This is a genomic window from Streptomyces angustmyceticus (assembly GCF_019933235.1).
In the GTDB taxonomy this organism is placed as follows: domain Bacteria; phylum Actinomycetota; class Actinomycetes; order Streptomycetales; family Streptomycetaceae; genus Streptomyces; species Streptomyces angustmyceticus.
Map to the genome: position 1 here is coordinate 3,078,903 of NZ_CP082945.1, position 26,487 is coordinate 3,105,389.

The following is a 26,487-nucleotide window of genomic DNA, read 5'->3' on the forward strand; positions in this document are numbered from 1 at the left end:
TCGTGCGCAAGGTGCTCATCGCCAACCGTGGCGAAATCGCTGTTCGCGTTGCCCGTGCATGCCGGGACGCGGGGATCGGAAGCGTAGCCGTCTACGCCGACCCCGACCGGGACGCACTGCACGTACGCGCGGCGGACGAGGCGTACGCCTTGGGCGGTGACACTCCTGCCACCAGTTACCTGGACATCGCCAAGGTCCTGGCTGCCGCCGCCGATTCGGGCGCGGACGCCGTCCACCCGGGGTACGGCTTCCTGTCGGAGAACGCCGAGTTCGCGCAGGCCGTCCTGGACGCGGGGCTGACCTGGATCGGGCCGCCCCCGCAGGCCATCCGCGACCTCGGCGACAAGGTCGCGGCCCGGCACATCGCCCAGCGCGCCGGTGCGCCGCTGGTCGCCGGCACGCCCGACCCGGTCTCCGGTGCGGAGGAGGTCGTGGCCTTCGCCGAGGAGCACGGCCTGCCGATCGCGATCAAGGCCGCCTTCGGTGGCGGCGGCCGCGGGCTGAAGGTCGCCCGCACCCTCGAAGAGGTCCCCGAGCTGTACGACTCCGCGGTGCGCGAGGCGGTGGCCGCGTTCGGCCGCGGCGAGTGCTTCGTCGAGCGTTACCTGGACCGCCCCCGGCACGTCGAGACCCAGTGCCTGGCCGACAAGCACGGCAACGTGGTCGTGGTCTCGACCCGTGACTGCTCGCTGCAGCGCCGCCACCAGAAGCTGGTGGAGGAGGCCCCGGCCCCGTTCCTGACGAAGGAGCAGAACGCCGAGCTGTACCGCGCCTCCAAGGCCATCCTCAAGGAGGCCGGCTACGAGGGCGCGGGCACCTGCGAGTTCCTCGTCGGCCAGGACGGCACGATCTCCTTCCTGGAGGTCAACACCCGTCTGCAGGTCGAGCACCCGGTCACCGAGGAGGTCACCGGCCTGGACCTGGTCCGCGAGATGTTCCGGATCGCCGACGGCGAGAAGCTCGGCTACGACGACCCGGCGGTGCGCGGTCACTCGTTCGAGTTCCGTATCAACGGCGAGGACCCGGGCCGCAACTTCCTCCCGGCCCCCGGCACCGTCACCAAGTTCGAGGGGCCGGCCGGTCCCGGTGTCCGGCTGGACGCGGGTGTGGAGTCCGGCAGCGTCATCGGCCCGGCCTGGGACTCGCTGCTGGCCAAGCTGGTCGTCACCGGCGCCACCCGTGAGCAGGCGCTGCAGCGTGCCGCGCGGGCGCTGGCGGAGTTCACGGTCGAGGGCATGGCCACCGCCATCCCCTTCCACCGCACGGTCGTCGTGGACCCGGCGTTCGCCCCCGAACTCACCGGTTCGGCCGACCCCTTCACGGTCCACACCCGCTGGATCGAGACCGAGTTCGTCAACGAGATCCCGCCGTTCGTGGCGCCGGGCGCGGACGAGGCCGAGGCCGACACCCGCGAGACGGTGGTCGTCGAGGTCGGCGGCAAGCGGCTGGAGGTCTCGCTGCCGTCGTCGCTGGGCATGCCGCTGGCCCGCGCCGCGGTCGCCGGTGGCGCCAAGCCCAAGCGCAAGGCCGCCAAGAAGTCCGGCTCCGCCGCCTCCGGCGACGCGCTCGCCTCCCCGATGCAGGGCACCATCGTCAAGGTGGCCGTCGAGGAGGGCCAGCAGGTCACCGAGGGCGAGCTGGTCGTCGTCCTGGAGGCGATGAAGATGGAGCAGCCGCTCAACGCGCACCGCTCCGGCACCATCAAGGGCCTGACCGCCGAGGTCGGCGCCGCCCTCACGTCCGGCGCCGTGATCTGCGAGATCAAGGACTGACGCGACGGCGATCCGCCCGCAGCGTGAGGGGCTCCCGGCACCGGCCGGGAGCCCCTCACGCGTCTCCGCCCGGCCGGAACACCCCCCGGGCCCGGCCGGGACGCCCCTGGGGGTTGCCCATCACGTCCTCTAGGAGTTGCCCACCACGTCCTCCGGGAAGCTCAGCGACCGGCTGATCCACTGGAGCGCGGCGGGCAGCTCCCGCCGCCAGGTGGCGAAGTTGTGGCTGCCGTGGGCGAGGACGATCGAGTCCGCCGTCATCGGCGGCCGGACGGCCGCGAGGAAGTCCCGGGCCGCCGGGTAGTTCTTCTCGCCGGTCCGGCTCGTGCCCACCAGCACGTTCACCCGCGGCGCGGGCAGATGCCGCAGACGCCACATCAGATCGTGTTCCTGGCGGCGGCGGACCCGGTCGCGGCCGTCGCCGAACAGGTCCCCGGTCGTGGGGTCGTTGCTGGCCTTGTAGTCGGGCGAGAGGGCGGCCGCCGCGGTGTACGTACGGTCGTGCCGCATGGCGAGCTGGAGGGCGCAGCTGCCGCCCGAGGAGTAGCCCAGGACGCCCCAGCCGCCGGGGTCGTGGCCGACGCGGTAGCGGGACCGGAGGGCGTCGGGCACATCCCGGGCGAAGAAGGTCTCGGCCTGCGGGCCGCCCGGCACGTCGACGCACTGGGTGTCGCGCGGCGGCGCGATGGTGGGCCGCAGCATCACGATGACCGTCGGCTGCATCCGGCCCGCCCGGATCAGCCCGGCGGCGGTCTGCGGCAGCCGCAGGTGCTGGGCCAGCAGGAAGGTGCCGCCCGGATAGCCGCTGAGCGCCACGACGACGGGGAACCGCTGGCGGGCGTACTGCGGCTGGAAGTACTGCGGCGGCAGATAGACGTACGCCGGGTCCACCGCCCGGGTCCGCTTGCCGACGATCCGTACGGACTCGACCTTGCCCGCCAGCGACGGGGCCCCCTTCGGCAGCCCGTGCACCTTGTCCAGCCCGTCCGCCCCCGAGGGCTGCACCAAGCCCTTCGACGGGTCCCCGGCGGGCCCGGCAGTCCCGGCGTCGCCCCACTTGCCGACGGCAGCCGGGGCGTCGTCGTACAGGCCGAGCAGCTCGTGCCAGGAGGCGTAGAACTGGAAGTTGGCGTTCACCGCGAGCCCGAGGGCCGCCACGATGGTCAGCTGGGTCGCGGCGATCGCCCCGAGCCGCCCCAGCAGCGCCCGCGGCCCGCGCCCGGCGAACCGCGGCCACAGCCGGAGCGTGAGCCCCACACAGACCACGGCGACCGCGGCCACGGCGTAGAGCAGCGAGCGGCTGGTCAGTCCCATGAGTCTTCCCCAGATGTTCCGCACCGCGCACCGCTCCCCCGGCGGCCCGTCACGGCGCATTCCCAGGCCCCCCGGAACACCCCGGAAGACCTCATTGCGCCTGGTTTGATGCCTTCGCACGGCACGGCGTTGCCGACCGACCGAGGAGTTCGACCGCACGACCACCGGGGTATGCCGGGGCTTCACGCCCGGTCCGCCGGACGGTCACCCGGCGGACGGCGGGGCGGCCGGCGGGCGCCCGGGGAGCCGTATCGCCCCCCCGCGCGCACCCGGCACCGGCACACCCCCCGAGGCCGCAATGGCATCCTGGAGCCACCGGGCCGCGACCGGCCCGGTCGAGGGAGGACGGCGATGGCGACCGACACGGCAGGGCAGCGGCAGTCGACGCAGGGGCCGGTGGCGACCGCACCGGCGCGGACACCGGACGCCCGGCCCATGCGGGCCGATGCGCGCCGCAATTACGAGCGGCTGCTGACCGAGGCCCGTACGGCCTTCACCGAGCACGGCACGGACACCTCACTGGAGGACATCGCGCGCCGCGCGGGCGTCGGCATCGGCACCCTCTACCGGCACTTCCCCAACCGGACCGCCCTGATGGGCGCGGTCTTCCAGGGGGAGGTGGACGCTCTGCTGGCGCACGCCAAGCAGCTCGCGGACGCGCCGCAGCCGTGCGCCGCGCTCGTCGAATGGCTGCGCGCGATCATCACCCACGCCAGCACCTACCGCGGGCTGTCGCGCGCGCTGATGACGGCGTCGGCGGACGAGAGCTCGGGGATGGCGCGGTGCAGCGTGCCGATGCGGGAGGCCGGCGGCGCGCTGCTGGCCCGCGCCCAGCAGGCCGGCGCCGTACGCACCGATGTGAGTATCGGCGATCTGATGCAGCTGACCAACGGCATCGCCCTGGCCGCCGAGGAGTCCCCGGACGACCCACGGCTCGCCGACCGGCTGCTGACCCTCACCCTGAGCGGGCTCAAGGGCGGGGAGCGCAACCGCTAGGACGCGCCCCGAGGGCTCCGTACGGCTGCTCGCCGGTGGCCGGCGCGGCGCGCCCCGGGTGGCGCGCCTCCGGCTCCTGGGGTCAGCGCCGTCGGGGGGCGAGGTCGGCGACCCGGCCGCCCGCGGCCTCGGACAGCGGGGTGGCCGAGCGGAGCTGTGGCCCGCCGGCCCCGCCGCCCGGCGCATGGCTGCGCCGCTGACCCGGCAGCGGGACGTCCCGCCGGGGGCCTCTGCGCTCCCCGGCGCCGTCCATCCCGGGCTGCCCCGGGCCGCGGCCCGCGCCCGAGCCGCCGGCGACGGCGATCTGCACGCCCTGGTCGGCCAGGGCCTGCAGCTCGGTGGCGGCGCGGTCGTCGTGGCCCGGCGGCTCGTCCGTGACGAGCCGCGTGATCACATCCGTCGGCACGGTCTGGAACATCGTGTCGGAACCGAGCTTGGTGTGGTCGGCGAGCACCACCACCTCCCCCGCCGCCTGCACCAGCGCCCGGTCGACGCTGGCGGAGAGCATGTTGGAGGTGGACAGCCCGCGCTCCGCGGTCAGGCCACTGCCCGACAGGAAGGCACGGGAGACCCGCAGGCCCTGGAGGGACTGTTCGGCACCGCTGCCGACCAGCGCGTAGTTGGAGCCGCGCAGGGTGCCGCCGGTCATCACGACCTCGACGCGGTTGGCATGGGCCAACGCCTGGGCGACCAGCAGGGAGTTGGTGACGACGGTCAGTCCGGGCACCCGGGCGAGCCGGCGGGCCAGCTCCTGGGTGGTGGTTCCGGCGCCGACCACGATGGCCTCGCCCTCTTCGACGAAGCCGGCCGCGAGATCGGCGATGGCCGTCTTCTCCGCGGTCGCTAGATGGGACTTCTGTGGGAATCCGGATTCGCGAGTAAAGCCTCCCGGCAGGACCGCACCGCCGTGACGGCGGTCGAGCAGCCCCTCTGCCTCCAGCGCCCGCACGTCCCGCCGTACGGTTACTTCGGAGGTCTGGACGACGCGGGCGAGCTCCCGGAGCGATACGGCTCCATTGGCGCGCACCATTTCAAGGATCAATTGGCGACGTTCTGCAGCGAACACGAAACTGACAGTAACGCCAACGACCGTCTGTTTTCAGCAGGTTGCACCAATTAACGGAAGTTGTGCGCACAGCGGAGCGTGACGTGGTATGCGGTGTGCATATGACGTACGGATGTCGAACTGCCGGGCGGCGCGACCCGCTTGCCACCTGGTCAGCCGCCGTGCGCGGCCCGTACGGCGGCGCTCCGGCCGGGCGGACGGGACCCCGGCCGGCGCAGGGACGTTTCATCCCCAGTGCTCACCGCTGGCACAAAGTTTCCCATCGCCCGACCGCGGTCGGTCCGTTTATCGCCTGATCGCCGGTTACTCTCCGGCAGTCTTGCGGACGTGCAGCTGGCGGGCGACCTCGGCGAGCGAACCGGACAGCGACGGGTAGACCGTGAAGGTGTTGGCGATCTGCTCGACCGTCAGGTTGTTGTCGACCGCGATCGAGATCGGGTGGATCAGCTCACTGGCGCGCGGGGAGACGACCACACCGCCGACGACGATGCCGGTGCCGGGACGGCAGAACAGCTTCACGAAGCCGTCGCGGATGCCCTGCATCTTGGCGCGCGGGTTGCGCAGCAGCGGGAGCTTGACGACCCGGGCGTCGATCCGGCCGCTGTCGACGTCGGCCTGGGAGTAGCCGACGGTGGCGATCTCCGGGTCGGTGAAGACGTTCGCGGAGACCGTCTTGAGGTTCAGCGGCGTGACCGCGTCGCCGAGGAAGTGGTACATCGCGATCCGGCCCTGCATCGCGGCGACCGACGCCAGCGCGAAGATGCCGGTGCAGTCGCCGGCCGCGTACACGCCGGGGGCGGTGGTGCGGGAGACCTTGTCGGTCCAGACGTGGCCGGACTCCTTGAGCTTGACGCCGGCCGCTTCCAGGCCGATGCCCTCGGTGTTGGGGATGGAGCCGACCGCCATCAGGCAGTGCGTGCCGGAGATCGTCCGGCCGTCGGCGAGGGTGACCTCGACGCGGTCGCCGACCCGTTTGGCGGACTGGGCGCGGGAGCGCGACATGACGTTCATGCCGCGGCGGCGGAAGACGTCCTCCAGGACGGCGGCCGCGTCCGGGTCCTCGCCCGGCAGCACGCGGTCACGGGAGGAGACGAGGGTGACGCGGGAGCCGAGCGCCTGGTAGGCGCCGGCGAACTCGGCGCCGGTGACACCGGAGCCGACCACGATCAGCTCTTCGGGCAGCTCGTCGAGGTCGTAGACCTGCGTCCAGTTCAGGATCCGCTCGCCGTCGGGGAGCGCGTCGGGGATCTCGCGGGGGTGCGCGCCGGTGGCGATCAGCACCGCGTCCGCGATCAGGCCCTCGGTCGTGCCGTCGGCGGCGGTGACCGTCACCTTGCGGGAGCCGTCCGGCGCCTGGCCCGGCTCCAGCCGGCCGCGGCCGCGCATGACCCGGCCGCCGGCGCGGGTCACGGACGCGGTGATGTCGTGCGACTGGGCGAGCGCGAGGCGCTTGACACGCCGGTTGACCTTGCCGAGGTCGACGCCGACGACCCGGGCGGGCCGGTCCTTGTAAGGGGTGTCGTCCTCGACGATGATGCCGAGCTCTTCGTACGACGAATCGAAGGTGGTCATCACCTCGGCCGTGGCGATGAGAGTCTTCGACGGCACGCAGTCGGTCAGCACCGACGCCCCGCCCAGACCGTCGCAGTCGACGACGGTCACCTCCGCGCCGAGGGAGGCGGCCACCAGGGCCGCTTCGTATCCGCCGGGTCCGCCACCGATGATCACGATCCGAGTCACGTACTCCATTGTCCCGCACGCCCGTACGTCGCTCTCCCCCGGGGGCGTCGCGGGCGCCCGGGGCGCGCCCGGCCTGGCCTCTTGCACGAACCTCCGTCACCACGAGCCCGGCGGGCTTCCTCCCGTACCCTCGGAACCATGTCGCTCTACGCCGCGTACGCCGGCAACCTCGACGCGCGGCTGATGTCCCGCCGCGCACCGCACTCGCCGCTGCGCGGCACGGGCTGGCTCAACGGCTGGCGGCTGACCTTCGGCGGCGAGCAGATGGGCTGGGAAGGCGCGCTGGCGACGATCGTCGAGGCCCCCGCCTCGCAGGTCTTCGTCGCCCTCTACGACATCGCGCCCATGGACGAGGAGTCCATGGACCGCTGGGAGGGCGTCGGCATGGACATCTACCGCCGGATGCGGGTGCGGGTGCACACCCTCGACGGCGACGAGGCCGCGTGGCTCTACGTCCTCAACGGCTACGAGGGCGGTCTGCCGTCCGCCCGCTATCTGGGCGAGATCGCGGACGCGGCGGAGTCGGCGGGCGCCCCGCACGACTATGTGATGGAGCTGCGCAAGCGGCCCTGCTGACGGCCGGCCGCGGCGGGCCCCGCGCCGCGCGCACCGCCGTACGGGTGTCGCGACGCGCCCGGGACGACATGTTCGGCAAAACCCACAAGACGACGATCCCAGGACCGTGAGCGGCGACATCTACGCGCGTAGGGGAATACCGGCTACCCTCGTCCGCGTGAACGCATCTGTTACCCCGGACATCGCGCGCGACCCGCAGGGTGCCGCCGCCGACGCCGCCGCCCGTCTGCGCGAGCTGACCGGCGCCGAGACCCACGACGTGGCCCTGGTCATGGGCTCCGGCTGGGCCCCGGCCGCCGAGGCCCTGGGCGCGCCCGAGCACGAATTCCCCGTCACCGAGCTCCCCGGCTTCCCGCCGCCGGCCGTCGCAGGACACGGCGGCACGATCCGCTCGTACCGGGTCGGCGAGAAGCGGGCCCTGGTCTTCCTGGGCCGTACGCACTACTACGAGGGCCGCGGGGTCGCCGCGGTCGCGCACGGCGTCCGCACCGCCGTGGCGGCCGGCTGCAAGACCGTCGTGCTCACCAACGGGTGCGGCGGCCTGCGCGAGGGCATGCGCCCCGGCCAGCCGGTCCTCATCAGCGACCACCTCAACCTGACCGCCACCTCCCCGATCGTCGGCGCGAACTTCGTCGACCTGACGGACCTGTACTCGCCGCGGCTGCGCGCGCTGTGCAAGGAGGTCGACCCGAGCCTGGAGGAGGGCGTCTACGCCCAGTTCCCCGGCCCGCACTACGAGACCCCGGCCGAGATCAAGATGATCCGGACGCTGGGCGCCGACCTGGTCGGGATGTCCACGGTCCTGGAGGCCATCGCGGCCCGCGAGGCCGGCGCCGAGGTGCTCGGCCTGTCGCTGGTGACGAACCTCGCCGCCGGCATGACGGGCGAGCCGCTCAACCACGAAGAGGTGCTGCAGGCCGGCCGCGACTCCGCGACCCGGATGGGCAGCCTGCTCGCCCAGGTGCTCGGCAAGCTCTGAAGCGCCGAGGCACTCCGGTGCCGCTGGGGCCTGTCTCCACCGTCGCGTCCCCCGGCCCACGGGCGGACGGGGCGGTGAAGACAGGCCCCACGGCACCGGCCCCGGGACGACGACGGGCGACGGCCGCGGCGGACGCACACCACCCGCCGGGCCGCCCCGCCGCCGTCCCACCGCACCGGCCGGGCCGCCGACCGGCCCGGCCCGCCGCGCGGCGCCGCCGTCCCCGCCCGCTGCCGTCCGGTGGCATTGGCCGGTTCTGCGGCTCCTCTCCCGCGCGCACGGGGTATGCGTGACGAGCCGGGAGGGGTCTCCCCCGGCCGCCGCCCCCGGCGCGCCCCCACCCGCATCCACCGTCAGGAGCATCACGTGGCTACCGATCCCGCGGAGCTGATCAACCGGGCCCAGGCATGGCTGGCCGAGGACCCCGACCCGGAGACCAGGGAAGAGCTGTCCAAGCTCATCGAGGCCGCCGGCGACGAGGAGATCGCGGCCGAGCTGGCCGCCCGGTTCGCCGGCACCCTCCAGTTCGGCACCGCCGGGCTCCGCGGGGAGCTGGGCGCGGGCCCGATGCGGATGAACCGCGCGGTGGTCATCCGGGCGGCGGCCGGTCTCGCCGCGTACCTCAAGGCACGGGGCGACGGCGCGGGGCTGGTCGTCATCGGCTACGACGCCCGCCACAAGAGCGCCGACTTCGCCCGCGACACGGCGGCCGTGATGGTCGGCGCCGGGCTGCGCGCCGCGGTGCTGCCGCGCCCGCTGCCCACCCCGGTCCTGGCCTTCGCGATAAGGCACCTGGGCGCGGTGGCCGGCGTCGAGGTCACCGCCAGCCACAACCCGCCGCGCGACAACGGCTACAAGGTCTACCTGGGCGACGGCTCGCAGATCGTGCCGCCCGCGGACGGCGAGATCGCCGACCGGATCGCCGCGGTCGGCCCGCTGGCGGGCGTCCCCCGCCCCGAGGCCGGCTGGGAGACCCTCGACGAGGCCGTCCTGGACGCCTACCTGGCGCGTACCGACGCGGTGCTGACGCCGGGCTCCCCCCGGGACACCCGGGTCGTCTACACGCCGATGCACGGCGTCGGCCGGGACACCCTCGTCGCCGCCTTCGCACGGGCCGGGTTCCCGGCCCCGGCCGTCGTCGCCGAGCAGGCCGAGCCGGACCCGGACTTCCCGACGGTCGCCTTCCCCAACCCGGAGGAGCCGGGCGCGATGGACCTCGCGTTCGCCACCGCCCGGAACACCGCCGGCACCGACATCGTGATCGCCAACGACCCGGACGCGGACCGCTGCGCCGTCGCCGTCCCCGCCCCCGGCACCCCGGACGGCTGGCGGATGCTGCGCGGCGACGAGGTCGGCGCGCTGCTCGCCGCCCACCTGGTGGCCAAGCGCGCGTCCGGCACCTTCGCGACGACCATCGTCTCGTCCCAGCTGCTGTCCCGTATCGCGGCCGCCTCGTCGCTGCCGTACGAGGAGACGCTGACCGGCTTCAAGTGGCTGGCCCGGGTGGACGGCCTGCGGTACGCCTTCGAGGAGGCGCTCGGCTACTGCGTCGACCCCCAGGGCGTGCGCGACAAGGACGGCATCACCGCCGCCCTGCTGATCACCGAACTGGCCGCGGAACTCAAGCAGTCCGGCCGCACCCTCGCCGACCTGCTCGACGACCTCGCCCTGGCGCACGGCCTGCACGCCACCGACCAGCTCTCGGTCCGCGTCGAGGACCTGTCCCTGATCGCCGATGCCATGCGCACCCTGCGCGCGCAGCCGCCGGCCACGCTGGCGGGCCTGACCGTGACCCGCGCCGACGACCTGGACCGGGGCACGGAGACGCTGCCGCCGACCGACGGCCTGCGCTACTACCTGTCCGGCTCGGCCGAGGCCGGCATCGAGGCCGCCCGCGTGGTGGTCCGCCCCAGCGGCACCGAGCCGAAGCTCAAGTGCTACCTGGAGGTCGTGGTCCCGGTGGCCTCCCGCGAGGCCCTGCCCGAGGCCCGGACGAAGGCCGCCGCGGCCCTGGCGTCCGTCAAGCGGGACCTGGCGGCGGCGGCCGGGATCTGAGCCGAGGGGCATGCGGCGACGGGGCGCCGACGGCGCTCCGTGCCGACGGGCCGGGCGGTGAGGCCGGCTCGTCGGCGCCCGCCCGTCGGCTTCGGGCCATCGGCACCGGGCGGGCGGCGTGCGCCTGTTGGCGTCGGCTCGTAGGCATCAGCGCGTCGGCGTCTGCCCCTTGGCGTCGGCTCGTAGGCACCGGCCCGTAGGAACCGGCCGGACAGCACCGCCCCCGGGGCGTACCGCCCGCGCTACAGCACCGCCATCACGATCAGCCCGACCGCGCCCACCACCATCGGGGCGAGGGTCTCGTACGACCAGCGGACCACCGGCTCGCCCTGGGCGCCCTCGCGGTCCGCGGCGCGCTCCTTGACCTCGCGGAGCTCGACGAGGGCCTGGTCGGCGACGGCCCGCTGCACCGAATCGTCCTCACCGGCACCGGCGTGCGGCCCGAACCGCGGCCCGGAGCCGGCCCCGCGGCGCGCCTGCCTGCTGGCCTTCTTGCGCTGCCGCAGCGAGACCGGGATCGCCCACAGCTGGTAGGTCGTGCCGTCGCTGCTGACCACCTCGGTGGAGAACGCCGCGCGCAGCGTCTCGACCGCGCCCCACGGCAGCGTGACCGTGCGGAACGGGTTGCGCACCGTCAGCCGGTCCGCGCCCGCCCGCACCAGCGGCCGCAGCGTGTAGGCGATCACCAGCGGCACGCCGAGGAGCAGCGCGAACACCGCCATGAGCTTGGTGTGCGCGACGCCCTGCAACAGCGCGTCGCCGCCGAGCCAGCCGCCGAGCGCGAGGAGCAGCACGCCGCCGGCGAGGGCCGCCGGCGAGCGGTAGCTGCGGTCCGCGTACTGCTGCTGGGGCGGGGTGGACCGGTCCTGGGTCGTCATGCCGCCGATTCTGCCTGACCGTCCGGATGCCGGACATTGCGTTACGGCATCATTCGCCCGCGGGCCGGAGGCCGCCCGCGGCCCGGGGACGGCCGCGTCCGGGACCCGGGACCGGGCACGACGTCCCGCCGGCGGCCGCGTACCGGCCGGATTAGGACGGCCGAAGGGGATGACATGGCGCTACGCGCGTAGATATGCTCCCCTCGTGACCATGCCCATCACTGTTCCCGCATACGGCAAGGAAGCCGCGGGGCGTCTGGCGTCAATGGCGGACGTGACCGCCGACGACGGTGCGCTGCGCCGCTTCCTCCACGGCCTCCCGGGCGTCGACGCGGTCGGCCTCGAGGCCCGCGCCGCCACCCTCGGCACCCGCTCGATCAAGACGACGGCGAAGGCGTACGCCATCGATCTCGCCATCTCGATGATCGACCTGACGACCCTCGAAGGCGCGGACACCCCGGGCAAGGTCCGGGCGCTGTGCGCGAAGGGCGTCCACCCCGACCCCACCGACCGCACCAGCCCCAAGGTCGCGGCGATCTGCGTCTACCCGGACATGGTCGCGACGGCCAAGGAGGCGCTCGCCCTCGCCGGCAGCCCCGACGTTCACGTAGCGTCCGTCGCCACGGCCTTCCCGGCCGGCCGCGCCGCGCTGCCGGTCAAGCTCGCCGACACCCGGGACGCGGTCGCGGCCGGCGCCGACGAGATCGACATGGTGATCGACCGGGGCGCCTTCCTCTCCGGCCGCTACATGGACGTCTTCGAGGAGATCAAGGCCGTCAAGGAGGCGTGCGCCCGCCCTGGGGGCACCTCCCAGTCGGAGACTGGGGGAGGGAGCGCCGCGCACCTCAAGGTCATCTTCGAGACCGGTGAGCTCCAGACGTACGACAACGTCCGCCGGGTCTCCTGGCTGGCGATGCTCGCCGGCGCCGACTTCATCAAGACCTCGACCGGCAAGGTCGCCGTCAACGCCACCCCGCCGGTCACCCTCCTGATGCTGGAGGCGGTCCGCGACTTCCACGCCGCGACCGGCGTGCAGGTCGGCGTGAAGCCGGCCGGCGGCATCCGGACGACCAAGGACGCGATCAAGTACCTGGTCATGGTCAACGAGACCCTCGGCGAGCCCTGGCTGACCGCCGACTGGTTCCGCTTCGGCGCCTCCAGCCTCCTGAACGACCTGCTGATGCAGCGCCAGAAGCTCAGCACCGGCCGCTACTCCGGCCCCGACTACGTCACGGTGGACTGAGGCTCCCATGACCTTCGATTACGCACCCGCACCCGAGTCCCGCGCGGTCGTCGACATCGCGCCGTCCTACGGCCTGTTCATCGACGGCGAGTTCGCCCCGGCCGCCGACGGCAAGGTCTTCAAGACCGTCTCCCCGTCGACCGAGGAGGTCCTCTCCGAGGTCGCCCAGGCGAGCGCCGACGACGTCGACCGCGCCGTGCGGGCCGCCCGCAAGGCGTTCGAGAAGTGGTCCGCGCTGCCCGGCGCCGAGCGCGCCAAGTACCTCTTCCGCATCGCCCGGATCATCCAGGAGCGCTCGCGCGAGCTGGCCGTGCTGGAGTCGCTGGACAACGGCAAGCCGATCCGCGAGTCCCGGGACGCCGACCTGCCGCTGGTCGCCGCGCACTTCTTCTACTACGCGGGCTGGGCCGACAAGCTCGACCACGCCGGCTACGGCCCGAACCCGCGCCCCCTGGGCGTCGCGGGCCAGGTCATCCCCTGGAACTTCCCCCTGCTGATGCTGGCGTGGAAGATCGCCCCGGCGCTGGCGACCGGCAACACGGTCGTCCTCAAGCCCGCCGAGACGACCCCGCTGTCCGCCCTGTTCTTCGCGGACATCTGCCGCCAGGCGGGCCTGCCCAAGGGCGTCGTCAACATCCTCACCGGCGACGGCTCCACGGGCGCCTCGCTGGTCGGGCACCCGGGCATCGACAAGGTCGCCTTCACCGGCTCCACCGAGGTCGGCAAGGCCATCGCCCGTACGGTCGCGGGCACCGACAAGAAGGTCACCCTGGAGCTGGGCGGCAAGGCGGCGAACATCGTCTTCGACGACGCCCCGCTGGACCAGGCCGTCGAGGGCATCGTCAACGGCATCTTCTTCAACCAGGGCCAGGTCTGCTGCGCGGGCTCGCGCCTGCTGGTCCAGGAGTCGGTGGCCGACGAGCTGCTGGACGCCCTCAAGCGCCGGATGCGGACCCTGCGCGTGGGCGACCCGCTCGACAAGAACACCGACATCGGCGCCATCAACTCCGCCGAGCAGCTGGCCCGGATCACCGCGCTGGCCGACGCGGGCGAGGCCGAGGGCGCCGAGCGCTGGTCGCCGTCCTGCGAACTCCCCTCCTCCGGCTACTGGTTCGCCCCGACGCTGTTCACCGGCGTCACCCAGGCGCACCGCATCGCCCGGGAGGAGATCTTCGGCCCGGTGCTGTCCGTGCTGACCTTCCGCACCCCCGCGGAGGCCGTGGAGAAGGCCAACAACACCCCCTACGGCCTCTCCGCCGGCATCTGGACGGAGAAGGGTTCGCGGATGCTGTGGATGGCGAACAAGCTGCGCGCGGGCGTCATCTGGTCCAACACGTTCAACAAGTTCGACCCGGCCTCGCCCTTCGGCGGCTACAAGGAGTCGGGCTACGGCCGCGAGGGCGGCCGGCACGGTCTGGAGGCGTACCTCAATGTCTGAGACGACTGGCCGACTCGCCGTCTTCAAGACCTACAAGCTGTACGTCGGGGGCAAGTTCCCCCGGTCCGAGAGCGGGCGGGTGTACGAGGTGACCGACTCCAAGGGCACATGGCTCGCCAACGCGCCGCTGGCCTCCCGCAAGGACGCCAGGGACGCGGTGGTCGCCGCCCGCAAGGCGTTCGGCGGCTGGTCGGGCGCCACGGCCTACAACCGCGGGCAGATCCTCTACCGCATTGCCGAGATGCTGGAGGGCCGTCGCGAGCAGTTCACCGCCGAGGTGGCCGCCGCCGAGGGCCTGTCCAAGGCGAAGGCCGCGGCGCAGGTGGACGCGGCGATCGACCGCTGGGTCTGGTACGCGGGCTGGTCCGACAAGGTCGCCCAGATCGCCGGCGGCGCCAACCCGGTGGCCGGCCCGTACTTCAACCTGTCGTCTCCCGAGCCGACCGGTGTGGTGGCGGTCCTGGCCCCCCAGGACTCGTCGTTCCTCGGCCTGGTCTCGGTGATCGCCCCGGCGATCGTCACCGGCAACACGGTGGTCGTGGCGGCCGCCGAGAACGCCCCGCTGCCCGCCCTCTCGCTGGCCGAGGCGCTCGCCACGTCCGACCTCCCGGGCGGCGTGGTCAACATCCTCTCGGGCCGCACCGCGGAGCTGGGCGCCCCGCTCGCCGCCCACCAGGACGTCAACGCCCTCGACCTCGCGGGCGCCGACGAGGAGCTGGCCAAGGAGCTGGAGACGGCCGCGGCCGACAACCTCAAGCGGGTCCTCCGCCCGGCCGCGCCGAACTGGACGGCCGACCCCGGAACCGGCCGCCTGCTGAGTTTCCTGGAGACGAAGACGGTGTGGCACCCGATGGGCGTTTAGCCCTGCTCTGGCGGCCTTATGACAGGCCGTCACCAATGCCCCAGCGGGGCCTCGCCGAACGGCGGGGCCCCGCACGGCTGTCCGATCCTTTAACTACGATTGACCTCACAGCACGCCATCGACGTTAAACGGGGGAGATTTCGTGCCGGAGCAATTCAGCGCTGCCCAGGAAGCGCTGCACAAGTTCGCCAGGAGTGCCGATCAGCGGGCCGAGAAGGTGCGGTCGATCCGCAGCAGCCTCGCCTCCCACTCCGTGCACCGCGAGGCTTTCGGCAAGCTTCCGGAATCGGAGGAGATCAGCAAGGACTACGAGGAGCGCCAGGAGGACACCCTGGAAACCCTCGAGGACATCGCCACCTTGCAGGAGAAGATCAGCGAGGGCGTCACGACCACCGCGCAGTCCTACCAGGACAGCGATGACGAGACCGTCCAGGCGTTGAACAGCGTGCACCACGGGGGTGGCAACCGATGAGCGGGCCCGCATCGACGGCGGTCGACGCCTACAACAAGGTCAACGACTGGATGAGCGGGATGAGCGGTCTCGTGGACGAGATCATGCGTCCGCTCGTCGAACCGCTCGCAGACCAGCTGGAGTTCGTGACCGGCGACCCCGAGACGCTCAAGGAAGCGGCCAAGCTGTGGCGCGACAAGGCCGCCGACCTCCGGGACGTCGTGGCCGACCAGCGCCGCGACCGTTCGGATCTCGCGCACGAGTGGACCGGCGAGGCCGCCGAGGCCCTCCAGAACTACCTGGCCGAGCTGGAAACCGCCATGGAGGCGGAAGCCGATGACATGGACAAGACGGCCGAGGTCCTGGAGGGGGCTGCCGAGCAGGCCCAGTTCGCCCAGGAGATGGTCGAGGCCATCATCCAGGAGCTCATCGAATGGGCCCTGATCACACTGGCCGCGGCGTTGGCCCTGACCGTCGTGACCGCGGGTCTCTCATGGGCCGGCGAGGCCGCGATGGCCGCGACCGAGGCCAGCGTCGCCACGAGCCGTATCGCCGAAGTGGTGTACAAGCTCGGCAGCAACCTCAAGTCCCTCTCCAACATTCTGAAGTTGCTCAAGCGGGCGAAGAATCTGACGAAGCTCTCCAAGGTCAAGAAGATGAAGCCCTGGACCTGGAAGCACATGAGCGACCCGGCGCAGAGGGAGGCGTTCCTGATGGGACAGGGCGCCAAGAAGGCGCTCAAGGCCATCAAGAGCCCGCTGAAGGCGGGCGCCGCCATCGGGATGGGCGGTCTCGGTTTCAGCGGCACCCCACTGGGCGCCGCGGCGGGAGTCGCCGTCGATCACGCGGCCGAGAAGGTCGATGAGTTCCTGACCGGCGACAAGTCCTCCTCGTCCGGCGACAACAGCTCGCCGCTGCCCGACTTCGGCTCGCCCCGGCCCGCGCACAGCGAGGTGCATCTGCCGCCCGCGCCGGACTTCGCCCCCTCGCGCGACGTCCAGGAGCCGGTCTCCCCACTGGGCGGCGGACGGCCCACCGCCCCGGACCCGGGGTTCGCGTCGCTGCCCGACCAGCCCGTCGCCCAGGACCCGCTCAGCCGCTACCGAGAACCGGCCGTCGAGGAGAATCCCGGAGTGACCACCATGCCGGCGCCGGCCCGGACGACCGCGCCCCGCGATCCCGACAACCCGTTCGGCTGAGCCGCACACCAGACGAGAGGAGCGGCACCGGATGAAGCCGTTTTACCGCGACTGTTTCCCCCCTTTCCTCCAGCCGGGGGAAAGGCTGATCATCGCCTCGGACTACTGCCACAATTCGGCGCTGCCCTTCGTCCCTGCCGGGCTGCGCACCCCGCGCCCCCCGTCCCCTCTCGAACAGCGGGTACGGGGCGCGCTGGGGAACGCTCTGGGCAAGGTGACGAAGCCGCTGGGCCCGGCGATCAGCAACCGACTGGCGAACAACCCCGTGACGCGGGCCGTCAGCGGGTCCGCCGGCAACAGCGCGCCGCGGCCCGTCGGCAAAGAGGGGGAATCCGTCGCCACGTATGCCGCCGGAGACTTCGGCAGCAACGGCGGGAGGCGGCCGGACCGCGACCTCAGCGAGGCGGTGTTCGAAATTCAGGACACGATCGAGGACGCCGCGTCCGACGCCATCGAGCACATGATGTACGGCAAGGTCATGGAGGGCGGCTGGTCGAGCATGGCCGGGCGTTTCCTGGTCGATCTGACGAACGCGGGCGACGAGCCCAGGTTTCAGGCGCTGACCGACCGCCGGCTGATCGTGCTCGTGAACCGCAACAAGAGCTGGCTGGACGGCACCCCGAAGTGTGATCTCGGGGTGGCGGTGCCCCGTACGAACATCGCCCGGGTCACCGCGCATTCGAAGGCCGTCACCAAGGGACGGTTCGACGTCACCTTCACCGACGGTTCGTGGATCGCCCTGGGCAGTCTGCACCGCGAGAACATGGAGGGCGTTGTCGCCGCCTTCCACCAAGGCGTCTGATCACGTGTTCCAGGGAAGCTGACCGCGTGCCGAAGACGGACCATGCGACGCCCTGCCGCCAGTTCCTCCACCCTGGCGAAGTACTACGGGAGGCCCGGGACTACCACGAGTACCCGGATCTCCCGCCCGTGCCCGCACACCTTCGGGCGCCCCGTAAGCGGCCGCCGCGCGCCAAGGGTCTCCTGGGGAAGCTGAGCGACATCCTCGACAAGGCGTCGCAGCCGTCCGCGGGTGCGGTCACCCCCGGCCGGCCGTCGGACAGCCGCCTGCTCAACAACAGGCTGATCGACAACCGGATGACGCGCGCGGCCGGAAATGTCGCGGAAAACCTGAACGAGGCCCAGGACAACATCGAGGACGCCCTCGACGACGCCGCGAACCGCGCTTTGTTCGGCAAGACCATGGAGGGCGACTGGTCCAGCATGGCCGGCCGGTTCCTCGTCCAGGTCAGCAACGCGGGCGGCTCGCCCCGGCATCAGGCACTCACCGACCGGCGGCTGTTCGTGCTGACGGACCATGCCACGGGGTGGCGGGAGCGCGAGCCGGAGCTGGAGGTCGCGGCGCCGATACAGCTGTCGAACATCGCGGAGCTGCGGCCCAGGCCGCGTATGACGTTCCCCCGCGGCCGCTTCGACCTGGTCTTCGTCGACGGCTCGTGGCTGGCGCTGTGCTGTTCCTTCCAGGAGGACATGCAGGCGCTGGTCACGGCCTTCCACGGGCGCTGAGCCCGGAGGGCGGGGCGGCGGGCGCGACAAGCCCGGTGGCTGAGGAGCCGCCGGGCCGGCGCCCGCCGCCGCCCCGGTCTCACCCCGGCAGTACCCGCGTCAACGTGCCCACCAGCGGCAGGTCCTTGAGTGCGCCGCCGTTCGAGAGGGCGCCGGTCAGGAGCGTGGTGCCCACCGGCTTGAAGTCGGCGATCTGGGTGCTGACGGCGTTGGCCAGCGGGTCGACGGGGGTGTTGGCCAGCGGGTCCACCCGGAGGTTCTTGACGGGGGCGAGTCCGCCGCCCGCGGTGTTCAGCAGGGCGCCGGTCAGGGCCGAGGCCGTCGCGCCGGTGTCGCTGCCGCGCTGCGCGGACGCGGGGGCGGCGGACGCCGTGGCCGCACCGCCCGTCGCGAGCGCGGCGCCCGCCGCGGAGATCACCAGCCCCGCCCGCAGCAAAGTGCAGGGAAAGCGGCTGGGCTTGGGACGTGCGTGGGAGGGCATGGGCACCTGCCTGGGGTCGAAGAGGGTCGAAGCGCTGTGCGAGCGAGAGCAGTCGGGTAATCGATTGACTGCGTAGCGTAGTTGAGTCGGAGGGGGTCGTTCCACCTCGCGCGCCAGGGGTACCCCACACGGCCCCATACGCGACAATGGCTGCCCGTGAGCTCCCACTCCTGCCCCCCGCCGCCCTCCACTCAGCTCTCGACGCCGCGCGAGCGGGGAGGCGGCCCCGCCCGGGGCATCCTGCTGACCGGCCCTTCGGGTTCCGGCAAGACGTCGCTGGCCGAGCGCAGCGGACTGCCCGTCCTTCGTCTCGACGACTTCTACAAGGAGGGGACGGACCCGACGCTGCCGCAACTGCCCGACGGCGGCGGGGCCGACTGGGACGCGCCGCTGTCCTGGGACGCCTCCGCCGCGGTCGCGGCCATCGACGCCCTGTGCCGCGCGGGGCGCACCGAGGTCCCGGTCTACGACATCGCGGCCAGCGCCCGGGTCGGCGTGACGGGGCTCGACCTCGGCGGCGCCCCGCTGTTCATCGCGGAGGGCGTCTTCGCGGCCGATGTCATCGAGGACTGCCGGGCGGCGGGCCTGCTGGCCGACGCGCTGTGCCTGCGCGGCCGTCCGACGACCACCTTCCGGCGGCGGCTGGCACGGGATCTGCGCGAGGGCCGCAAGTCGGCCCCGTATCTGGTCCGCCGGGGGCTGCGCCTGCTGCGCAGCGAGCGGTCCATCGTGGCCCGGCACACCGCGCTGGGCGCGCACCCCTGCGCCAAGCCGGAGGCACTGGCCCGGATAGCGGCGGCGCGGGCGGTGGACGCGGTCGGCGCGGCCGTCCGTTCCTGAGCACCCTGCGGCACCGCCCCGCCGCCGTTTCCCGGCGGACGCGAGGAAGCGGGTTCGGGCAGACCCCCCGGCCGCCCGAACCCGCTTCCTCTTTCCCCGTTATCCCCCGTATCCCCCGATACGTCCGGCTTTTTCGGAATGCTCCGCTTCCGCCGGTTCCCCCGTATCCCCTTTTCCCCTGTTCCCCTCGGGCGTCCCCCCTGGTCCCCCCTCGGGCCCCCGATCCTCAGGCCACCAGCTCGCCGAAGGACTCCTCCTGGTCACGGCCGAAGCTGAGGACCTCGTCCTCGCGCAGCCGGCGCAGGGCGCGCCAGATGCTGGACTTCACCGTGCCGACACTGATGTCGAGAATGTCCGCGATCTCCGGGTCCGTACGGCCCTCGTAGTAGCGCAGCACCAGCATCGTGCGCTGCGTCTCGGGCAGCCGGACCAGCGCCTGCCACAGCACGGCGCGCAGCTCGGTGCCGCGCATCGCGTCCACGTCGCCCGCCGTCTCCGGCAGCTCCTCGGTCGGGTACTCGTTGAGCTTGCGCCGACGCCAGGCGCTGATGTGCAGGTTGGTCATGGTGCGGCGCAGGTAGCCGCCGAGCGCCGCCTTGTCGCTGATCCGGTCCCAGGCCCGGTAGGTCGAGAACAGCGCGCTCTGCAGCAGGTCCTCGGCCTCGTAGCGGTCACCGGTCAGGTGGTAGGCGGTGGCGAACAGGGAGGCGCGGCGCTCCTGGACGTAGGCGGTGAAGGCCGCTTCGGCCTCCGCCGTCTCCGCCGGGGAACGCCGTTCCCCCGTGGCCTCCCCGTACTCCGCTCCCCCGTTGTTCCCCCCGTGGGCGGCGTTGCCCCCGTGCCCCCCGTTGTCCCCGTCGGTCCCGTTGACCGTGACCGTCGTGGCGTCGATGGCCACCATGTACGGCGGCCGCTGGCGCCCGATGCCGCGGGCGCAGCCCCGAAGGGAGCCGCCCCCGGTGACACCGGACTTCTCGCCGGTCCTGACGACGTCGTGGAGCCGCGTGATAACTGCGCTGTTCTTGGTGCCGTGCAGTGTGTTCATCTCGCGCCCCCCGTCGTAGAGCCAGCTCGTTCGGTGTGTCGGGGTGTTGATCTCTCCCGATGCCCCAAAGACTGCCAACCCAGTTTCATCGCGTTGTCCGCCGACTGTCACAGGCCTGTCACAGGGGTGGGTGCGGCGCGTCGCGGACGGCCCGCGGGTGCGGGGCTTGTGTACGAGAGCGCCACTGGTCGATCTCCAGGCGTCCCATGGGCCAGAATGGCGAGGTGCCTTTCCTGTTGCTGATCGAGGACGACGACGCCATCCGCACGGCCCTCGAACTCTCGCTGTCGCGCCAGGGCCACCGTGTGGTGACCGCGGCGACGGGCGAGGACGGCCTGAAGCTGCTGCGCGAGCAGCGCCCGGACCTGATCGTGCTGGATGTGATGCTGCCGGGCATCGACGGTTTCGAGGTGTGCCGGCGGATCAGGCGAACGGACCAGCTGCCCATCATCCTGCTCACCGCGCGTAACGACGACATCGACGTCGTGGTGGGCCTGGAGTCCGGCGCCGACGACTATGTCGTCAAACCGGTGCAGGGGAGGGTGCTGGACGCCCGTATCCGGGCCGTGCTGCGGCGTGGCGAGCGCGAGTCCAGCGATTCGGCGACGTTCGGCTCGCTGATGATCGACCGGTCGGCGATGACGGTCACCAAGAACGGCGAGGACCTGCAACTGACCCCGACCGAGCTGCGGTTGCTGCTGGAGCTGAGCCGCCGGCCCGGCCAGGCGCTGTCCCGCCAGCAGTTGTTGCGGCTGGTGTGGGAGCACGACTATCTGGGCGACTCGCGCCTGGTGGACGCGTGCGTCCAGCGGCTGCGCGCCAAGGTGGAGGACGTGCCGTCCTCACCGACCCTCATCCGTACGGTCCGTGGCGTCGGCTACCGGCTGGACTCGCCGCAGTGAGGGAGCGTGCCACGAGCGGCGCGGCGGCGGACGGCGGTGCGGACGGCGGGACCGGGGACGCCGGCGCGGCCGGGGACACCGGCAGGCCCTCGGCGGGGCGGCGGATGCTGCGGATGCTGGGCCGCCCCTCGGGGCTGCTGCGCTGGACCAGTCTGCGGCTGCGGCTGGTCGTGGTCTTCGCGCTGGTGGCGCTGACCGCCGCGGTCTCCGCCTCGGGCATCGCCTACTGGCTCAACCGCAACACCGTCCTGGACCGCACCCAGAACGCCGTCCTCAAGGACTTCCGCAAGGCGCTGGAGGACAGCACCCGGTCGCTTCCGCTGCACCCGCGGTGCGCCGAACTCCAGGACGCCGCCCGGCAGATGGCGGGCGGGCCGCAGAACTACGCGGTACTGCTGATCGGGGTGGACCGCGAGGGCAAGGACTGCGCCGCCACCACCGACAAGGACCTGCTGACGCTCGGGAACGTCCCGGTGCCGCTGCGCAAGGCGGTCAACGAGGTGCGCCCGGTCGACGACGCCAACCGCTACCCGCACCACCTCTACTGGCAGCGCAAGCAGATCGAGGACACCCCCTACCTCGTCGCCGGGGCGAAGGTGATCGGTGGCGGGCCCACCGGCTACATGATGAAGTCGCTGGCCGCCGAGCGGCAGGACCTCAACTCGCTGGCCTGGTCGCTGGGGATCGCGACGGCGCTCGCGCTGGTCGGCTCGGCGCTGCTGGCACAGGCCGCGGCGACGACGGTGCTGCGGCCCGTCCAGCGGCTGGGACACGCCGCGCGGCAGCTCGGCGAGGGGCGGCTGGACACCCGGCTGCGGGTGACCGGCACGGACGAACTCGCCGACCTCTCCCGGACGTTCAACCGTACGGCGGAGCGGCTGGAGCAGCGGGTCGAGGAGCTGAGCGGGCGCGAGGCGGCCTCCCGGCGGTTCGTCGCGGACATGTCGCACGAACTGCGGACGCCGCTGACCGCGATCACCGCGGTCTCCGAGGTGTTGGAGGAGGAGGCCGACGCCCTCGACCCGATGATCGCGCCGGCGGTGCAGCTGGTGGTCAGCGAGACCCGGCGGCTCAACGACCTCGTGGAGAACCTCATGGAGGTCACCCGCTTCGACGCGGGCACGGCCCGGCTCGTGCTCGACGACGTCGATGTCGCGGACCAGGTGACCGCCTGTATCGACGCGCGGGCCTGGCTGGACGCGGTCGAACTCGACGCGGACCGCGGCATCGTGGCCCGGCTGGACCCACGGCGGCTCGATGTGATCCTGGCGAACCTGATCGGCAACGCCCTCAAGCACGGCGGCTCGCCGGTGCGGGTCTCGGTGCGCACGGAAGGCGTGCCGGACGGCGGCGGGAGCGGCCGGACGGGCAGCACGGCCGTCTCCGCCGGTGGCGGCGCGGCCGGGGCTGCCCCGGCCGACACGGCGGCGGCCGGGGCGGCGGACGACGGGACGCAGGAGTCCGGGCGCGCCCCGGACGAGGGGCGGTCCGGGAGCGGGGAGCTGGTGATCCGCGTACGGGACCACGGTCCCGGCATCCCGGAGGAGGTCCTCCCGCACGTCTTCGACCGCTTCTACAAGGCGAGTGCCTCCCGGCCGCGGTCGGAGGGCAGCGGGCTGGGCCTGTCGATCGCCATGGAGAACGCACACATCCACGGCGGGGAGATCACCGCGGCCAACTTCCCCGAGGGCGGCGCGGTCTTCACCCTGCGGCTGCCGATGGACGCCTCCCCGCTGACGGACGGCGACCGGCCCGGCGGCCCGGCCGGTGAGAGCACGGAGGGCGGGCGATGACGCCGACCAGGCGGAACGGACGGCGCGCCGCCGCCGCGGCGGTGCTCGCTCTCGCCGTCGCGGGCTGCGGGATCCGGGGCACGTCCGTACCCGTCGACGCGGGCGGCGCGCCCACCCGGGTGAGCTGCAAGGCCCCGGCGATCCCGGCCCGGCCGGACGCGTCCGGCGAGAGCACCTCGACGATCGTGTACCTGGTGTGCGGCTCGGCGCTGGCCCAGGTCGAGCGGGCGGTGCCCCCGGCCAAGGGCGCCGATCCGCGGCTGCCGACGGCCCGTGCGCTGCTGGACGAGCTGCGGCGCAAGCCGTCCGCCGACGAGGAGAAGGCCGGTTTCAGCAGCGCGCTCCCCCAGGACCTGAAGGTCTCGGGGCCGCGCGACGGCGATCCCTCGGACGCGCTGCGGCTGAGCATCCGGCCGGACGACCTGCCGTCGTTCGCACTGGCGCAGCTGGTGTGCACCTACGGCGCGAGCACCGCGCTGGGCCGCACCCACGCGGCGGTGCTCGGCGGTCCCGGCGACGACACGGCGCACCGCTACGACTGCTCGGCGGACGTGCTGGCCAATCCGGACATCGCGGAGAACGCCGGCTGGGGCGACCCGCTGTCGGAAGAGAGCTGAGACGGGGCGCCGCTGCGGGGCCGGCGGCGCTCCCGGAGGGGCCCGTCGGGGCGGAGCGAGACGGGCGCGACCGGGCGGAACCGCGGCCACCGCTCCCGGCGTCCTGGCCTGTGTGCAGCCCCATGGCCCCGGCGCGACCGCCGGCCCCCGTATGCGCGTCACCGGACTTCTCCTCCTCGTGGCGCATCTGTCGATCGTCGGCTGGCTGACACTGCGTCCCCGTTCGGTGCCGTGGGTGCCCGCCGCGAACCTCGAACCGCTGGCGACGATCCGGGCCGAGCTGGCCCGCGGCCTGTCGTGGGAGGTCGTCCAGCACCTCGGCGGCTCGGTGCTGCTGCTGGCGCCGCTGGGCGTGCTGCTGCCGCTCTCGGCGGGCCGCCTGAACGTTTCGCCCCTGGTGTCCCTGACCCGTACCGCCTTCGCCGGGGCGATGATCGCGCTGGCCATCGAGCTGCTGCAGTCAGGGGTGCCCGGCCGGGTCCCGGACATCGACTCGGTGCTGCTCGGCACCCTCGGGGTGGCCGTGGTGCACCTGGCGGTCGTCCCCAGGGCCCGCCGCCGGCTACGCCGCAGGTACCGGCATCTCGGGGCCGCGACCCCGAGAATCCCCAGGGTCGGACTGGCCCCGCAGGCTGACGCTCTCTCCGGCAGCCGGACCTACCTTTGAGACATCGGGGTACACGCCCCACGAAGTCGAGAAGGAGTCGCCCTCATGGCCGCCGCACTGGTCCGCCCCCGCAACAACCGAATGATCGCCGGAGTGTGCGCGGGCCTGGCCCGTCGCTTCGGTACGACCCCGACCACGATGCGCGTGATCTTCGTGGTGTCGTGTCTGCTCCCCGGCCCGCAGTTCCTGGTCTACCTGGCGCTGTGGATACTCCTCCCGTCGGAGGACAAGGCCACCGGCGCCGCCTGGTGACCCTCCCGGGGCGGCCGCCCGGCGCGCACCGCTGATCCGGTGCTCCGCCCGCCCGCGCCCCGGCTCCCCGTCCGCAGATGACGGTGCCCCGTCCGTACGCGAGGGCGTACGGACGGGGCACGGCGCAGCGCCCGTCCCGGGGACGGGCCGCGTGTCAGCCGCCCAGGAGGCTGCCGGGCTGCAGGCCGCCCAGGAGCTTGTTGCCCTGGGACTTGACCTTGGTCTTGACGTCGTGGCCGGCCGGCTTGGCCTTGGTGAGGCCGGAGACGGTCTTGGCGGCGTCCTTCACCGGCAGGCTCTTCAGCACCCCGGTGGTGTCGGTGCCGACCGCCGGGGCCGCGCTGGCGACACCCGCGGCGGTGACGGCGAAAGCGGCACCGAGCGCGACGGTACCGAGAGTCTTGATGGTTCCCTGCTTCATCGAATTACGTCCTCGTGATGGGGGCTTGACCGGCAAATCAACCTAGTGATGCGGCAACCGGCGCCGCAAACAGCCACGAGGAAGGAAAAAACGGCCGGTGGACATTCCACCGGCCGTTGCGCTATAAGCTCGCACTGTTCCCTTACGCAGAGTCAGAAGCCCTGCTGGCGGGGGCGGTTGCACCCTGCGGACGGAACAGCCATTCGGCCCGCAGTTCCGCGTAACCAGGCTTGATGACGTCATTGATCATGGCCAGACGTTCATCGAAAGGAATGAACGCTGATTTCATCGCATTGACTGTAAACCACTGCATGTCGTCGAGCGTGTATCGAAATGTCTTGACCAGGTGCTCGAATTCCCGGGACATGTTCGTGCCGCTCATCAGCCGGTTGTCGGTGTTGACCGTGAGCCGGAACTGCAGTCGGCGCAGCAGGCCGATGGGGTGCTCCGCGTAGGAGGGAGCGGCGCCGGTCTGCAGGTTGGAGGTCGGGCACATCTCCAGCGGGATGCGCTTGTCCCGGACGTACGAGGCGAGCCGGCCGAGCTTGACCGAGCCATCGTCGGCGACCTCGATGTCGTCGATGATCCGGACACCGTGGCCCAGCCGGTCGGCGCCGCACCACTGCAGGGCCTGCCAGATGGACGGCAGGCCGAAGGCCTCACCGGCGTGGATGGTGAAGTGGTTGTTCTCCCGCTTGAGGTACTCGAACGCGTCGAGGTGGCGGGTGGGCGGGTAGCCGGCCTCCGCGCCCGCGATGTCGAAGCCGACGACGCCGGTGTCGCGGTAGCGGTTGGCGAGTTCGGCGATCTCCAGGGCGCGGGCGGCGTGCCGCATCGCGGTCAGCAGCGCGCCGACCCGGATGCGGTGACCGTTCTCCCGGGCCCGCCGCTCGCCCTCGCGGAAGCCCTCGTTGACGGCCTCGACGACCTCTTCGAGGGTCAGCCCCTTTTCGAGGTGCTGCTCGGGCGCGTACCTGACCTCGGCGTAGACGACACCGTCCGCGGCCAGGTCCTCGGCGCACTCGGCGGCCACCCGGACCAGGGCGTCGCGGGTCTGCATGACGGCGCAGGTGTGCGCGAAGGTCTCCAGGTAGCGCTCCAGGGAGCCGGAGTCGGCCGCCTCGCGGAACCAGACCCCGAGCTTCTCCGGGTCGGTCTCGGGCAGGCCCTCGTAGCCCGCATCGCGGGCCAGGTCGACGACCGTGGCCGGCCGGAGCCCGCCGTCGAGGTGGTCGTGGAGCAGCACCTTGGGGGCACGGCGGATCTGTTCACTGGTCGGGAGTGTGGTGGTCTCGCTCGTCATTTCGGCACTCTAGCCCCTACGCGCGTAGATCTCATCGAACGATACGTAACAGTGACCCGTCCACGGGGTG

26 protein-coding genes are annotated in these 26,487 nt (G+C 72.5%); 18 read left to right on the forward strand and 8 right to left on the reverse strand.

Translation table 11 applies throughout. The features are described 5' to 3' along the window. The first annotated feature begins 2 nt into the window (after positions 1–2). Positions 3–1,772: an acetyl/propionyl/methylcrotonyl-CoA carboxylase subunit alpha gene (locus tag K7396_RS13750; protein ID WP_086717855.1), complete on the forward strand. Its 1,770-nt coding sequence runs from the start codon at positions 3–5 to the stop codon at positions 1,770–1,772. A 129-nt stretch (positions 1,773–1,901) separates the two neighbouring features. Here K7396_RS13750 and K7396_RS13755 read toward each other — a convergent pair whose 3' ends face one another. Next, the gene (locus tag K7396_RS13755) at positions 1,902–3,086 is read right to left on the reverse strand and encodes an alpha/beta hydrolase (RefSeq protein ID WP_086717853.1); all 1,185 of its coding nucleotides are present in this window, start codon (positions 3,084–3,086) and stop codon (positions 1,902–1,904) included. 351 nt (positions 3,087–3,437) lie between these two features. Here K7396_RS13755 and K7396_RS13760 point away from each other — a divergent pair, with 351 nt between their 5' ends. Beyond that, positions 3,438–4,082 carry a TetR/AcrR family transcriptional regulator gene (locus K7396_RS13760; RefSeq protein WP_223659935.1) on the forward strand — a complete coding sequence of 215 codons (645 nt, stop codon included), beginning with the start codon at positions 3,438–3,440 and terminating at the stop codon, positions 4,080–4,082. Positions 4,083–4,164: 82 nt separating this feature from the next. On the opposite strand, the gene K7396_RS13765 is transcribed toward K7396_RS13760, so the two are convergent. After that, positions 4,165–5,148, reverse strand: a complete 984-nt coding sequence (locus K7396_RS13765; protein ID WP_086717851.1) for a DeoR/GlpR family DNA-binding transcription regulator — start codon at positions 5,146–5,148, stop codon at positions 4,165–4,167. 303 nt (positions 5,149–5,451) lie between these two features. After that, positions 5,452–6,897, reverse strand: a complete 1,446-nt coding sequence (locus tag K7396_RS13770; RefSeq protein WP_086717850.1) for an NAD(P)H-quinone dehydrogenase — start codon at positions 6,895–6,897, stop codon at positions 5,452–5,454. Between the two features lie 129 nt (positions 6,898–7,026). On the opposite strand from K7396_RS13770, the gene K7396_RS13775 reads away from it, so the two are divergent. From K7396_RS13775 to K7396_RS13785, 3 genes are all read left to right on the forward strand, one after another. Then, positions 7,027–7,464, forward strand: coding sequence for a gamma-glutamylcyclotransferase (locus K7396_RS13775; RefSeq protein WP_086717848.1), 438 nt, complete (start codon positions 7,027–7,029; stop codon positions 7,462–7,464). A 157-nt stretch (positions 7,465–7,621) separates the two neighbouring features. Then, entirely contained in the window at positions 7,622–8,443 is an 822-nt protein-coding gene (locus K7396_RS13780) for a purine-nucleoside phosphorylase (RefSeq protein WP_152104679.1), read from the forward strand. A 366-nt stretch (positions 8,444–8,809) separates the two neighbouring features. After that, positions 8,810–10,498, forward strand: coding sequence for a phospho-sugar mutase (locus tag K7396_RS13785; protein WP_152104680.1), 1,689 nt, complete (start codon positions 8,810–8,812; stop codon positions 10,496–10,498). A gap of 242 nt (positions 10,499–10,740) precedes the next feature. On the opposite strand, the gene K7396_RS13790 is transcribed toward K7396_RS13785, so the two are convergent. Further along, complete coding sequence (locus tag K7396_RS13790) at positions 10,741–11,376, reverse strand: PH domain-containing protein (RefSeq protein ID WP_086720618.1); 636 nt, start codon at positions 11,374–11,376, stop codon at positions 10,741–10,743. Between the two features lie 211 nt (positions 11,377–11,587). Here K7396_RS13790 and deoC point away from each other — a divergent pair, with 211 nt between their 5' ends. The 7 genes from deoC to K7396_RS13825 all read left to right on the forward strand — a co-directional run bounded on the left by deoC (position 11,588) and on the right by K7396_RS13825 (position 18,096). Continuing rightward, positions 11,588–12,619 carry a deoxyribose-phosphate aldolase gene (gene deoC / locus K7396_RS13795; RefSeq protein WP_174886946.1) on the forward strand — a complete coding sequence of 344 codons (1,032 nt, stop codon included), beginning with the start codon at positions 11,588–11,590 and terminating at the stop codon, positions 12,617–12,619. A gap of 7 nt (positions 12,620–12,626) precedes the next feature. Continuing rightward, the gene (locus K7396_RS13800) at positions 12,627–14,057 is read left to right on the forward strand and encodes an aldehyde dehydrogenase family protein (protein WP_086720616.1); all 1,431 of its coding nucleotides are present in this window, start codon (positions 12,627–12,629) and stop codon (positions 14,055–14,057) included. Beyond that, positions 14,050–14,919 carry an aldehyde dehydrogenase family protein gene (locus K7396_RS13805; protein WP_086720615.1) on the forward strand — a complete coding sequence of 290 codons (870 nt, stop codon included), beginning with the start codon at positions 14,050–14,052 and terminating at the stop codon, positions 14,917–14,919. The genes K7396_RS13800 and K7396_RS13805 overlap by 8 nt, the downstream gene beginning before the upstream one ends. Positions 14,920–15,061: 142 nt before the next feature. Continuing rightward, the gene (locus K7396_RS13810; protein ID WP_086720614.1) at positions 15,062–15,391 is read left to right on the forward strand and encodes a hypothetical protein; all 330 of its coding nucleotides are present in this window, start codon (positions 15,062–15,064) and stop codon (positions 15,389–15,391) included. After that, positions 15,388–16,569, forward strand: a complete 1,182-nt coding sequence (locus K7396_RS13815; protein ID WP_086720613.1) for a WXG100 family type VII secretion target — start codon at positions 15,388–15,390, stop codon at positions 16,567–16,569. Before K7396_RS13810 ends, K7396_RS13815 begins: the two co-directional genes overlap by 4 nt. Positions 16,570–16,600: 31 nt before the next feature. Next, positions 16,601–17,371, forward strand: coding sequence for a hypothetical protein (locus K7396_RS13820; RefSeq protein ID WP_086720612.1), 771 nt, complete (start codon positions 16,601–16,603; stop codon positions 17,369–17,371). A gap of 26 nt (positions 17,372–17,397) precedes the next feature. Beyond that, positions 17,398–18,096 carry a hypothetical protein gene (locus tag K7396_RS13825; RefSeq protein ID WP_086720611.1) on the forward strand — a complete coding sequence of 233 codons (699 nt, stop codon included), beginning with the start codon at positions 17,398–17,400 and terminating at the stop codon, positions 18,094–18,096. A gap of 79 nt (positions 18,097–18,175) precedes the next feature. On the opposite strand, the gene K7396_RS13830 is transcribed toward K7396_RS13825, so the two are convergent. Then, positions 18,176–18,577 carry a hypothetical protein gene (locus K7396_RS13830; RefSeq protein ID WP_086720610.1) on the reverse strand — a complete coding sequence of 134 codons (402 nt, stop codon included), beginning with the start codon at positions 18,575–18,577 and terminating at the stop codon, positions 18,176–18,178. Between the two features lie 156 nt (positions 18,578–18,733). Between K7396_RS13830 and K7396_RS13835 the strand changes: the two genes are divergently transcribed. Beyond that, positions 18,734–19,417, forward strand: coding sequence for a nucleoside/nucleotide kinase family protein (locus K7396_RS13835; protein WP_373866931.1), 684 nt, complete (start codon positions 18,734–18,736; stop codon positions 19,415–19,417). A gap of 226 nt (positions 19,418–19,643) precedes the next feature. On the opposite strand, the gene K7396_RS13840 is transcribed toward K7396_RS13835, so the two are convergent. Beyond that, positions 19,644–20,462, reverse strand: a complete 819-nt coding sequence (locus K7396_RS13840; protein ID WP_086718840.1) for a SigE family RNA polymerase sigma factor — start codon at positions 20,460–20,462, stop codon at positions 19,644–19,646. Between the two features lie 224 nt (positions 20,463–20,686). Here K7396_RS13840 and afsQ1 point away from each other — a divergent pair, with 224 nt between their 5' ends. From afsQ1 to K7396_RS13865, 5 genes are all read left to right on the forward strand, one after another. Then, positions 20,687–21,364, forward strand: a complete 678-nt coding sequence (afsQ1, locus tag K7396_RS13845; RefSeq protein WP_048830120.1) for a two-component system response regulator AfsQ1 — start codon at positions 20,687–20,689, stop codon at positions 21,362–21,364. Next, positions 21,361–23,157: a sensor histidine kinase gene (locus tag K7396_RS13850; RefSeq protein WP_373866932.1), complete on the forward strand. Its 1,797-nt coding sequence runs from the start codon at positions 21,361–21,363 to the stop codon at positions 23,155–23,157. The genes afsQ1 and K7396_RS13850 overlap by 4 nt, the downstream gene beginning before the upstream one ends. Next, positions 23,154–23,774: a hypothetical protein gene (locus K7396_RS13855; protein WP_086718838.1), complete on the forward strand. Its 621-nt coding sequence runs from the start codon at positions 23,154–23,156 to the stop codon at positions 23,772–23,774. The genes K7396_RS13850 and K7396_RS13855 overlap by 4 nt, the downstream gene beginning before the upstream one ends. 112 nt (positions 23,775–23,886) lie before the next feature. Continuing rightward, positions 23,887–24,441, forward strand: a complete 555-nt coding sequence (locus tag K7396_RS13860; RefSeq protein WP_167392778.1) for a VanZ family protein — start codon at positions 23,887–23,889, stop codon at positions 24,439–24,441. A 45-nt stretch (positions 24,442–24,486) separates the two neighbouring features. After that, positions 24,487–24,693, forward strand: coding sequence for a PspC domain-containing protein (locus K7396_RS13865; RefSeq protein WP_086718837.1), 207 nt, complete (start codon positions 24,487–24,489; stop codon positions 24,691–24,693). 154 nt (positions 24,694–24,847) lie between these two features. Here the strand turns inward: K7396_RS13865 and K7396_RS13870 are convergent, their stop codons facing one another. Both K7396_RS13870 and K7396_RS13875 read right to left on the reverse strand, forming a co-directional pair. After that, on the reverse strand, positions 24,848–25,114 hold the full coding sequence (locus K7396_RS13870; RefSeq protein WP_086718836.1) for a hypothetical protein: 267 nt from the start codon (positions 25,112–25,114) through the stop codon (positions 24,848–24,850). Positions 25,115–25,256: 142 nt separating this feature from the next. Then, positions 25,257–26,417, reverse strand: coding sequence for an adenosine deaminase (locus tag K7396_RS13875; protein WP_086718834.1), 1,161 nt, complete (start codon positions 26,415–26,417; stop codon positions 25,257–25,259). Between the last annotated feature and the right edge of the window lie 70 nt (positions 26,418–26,487).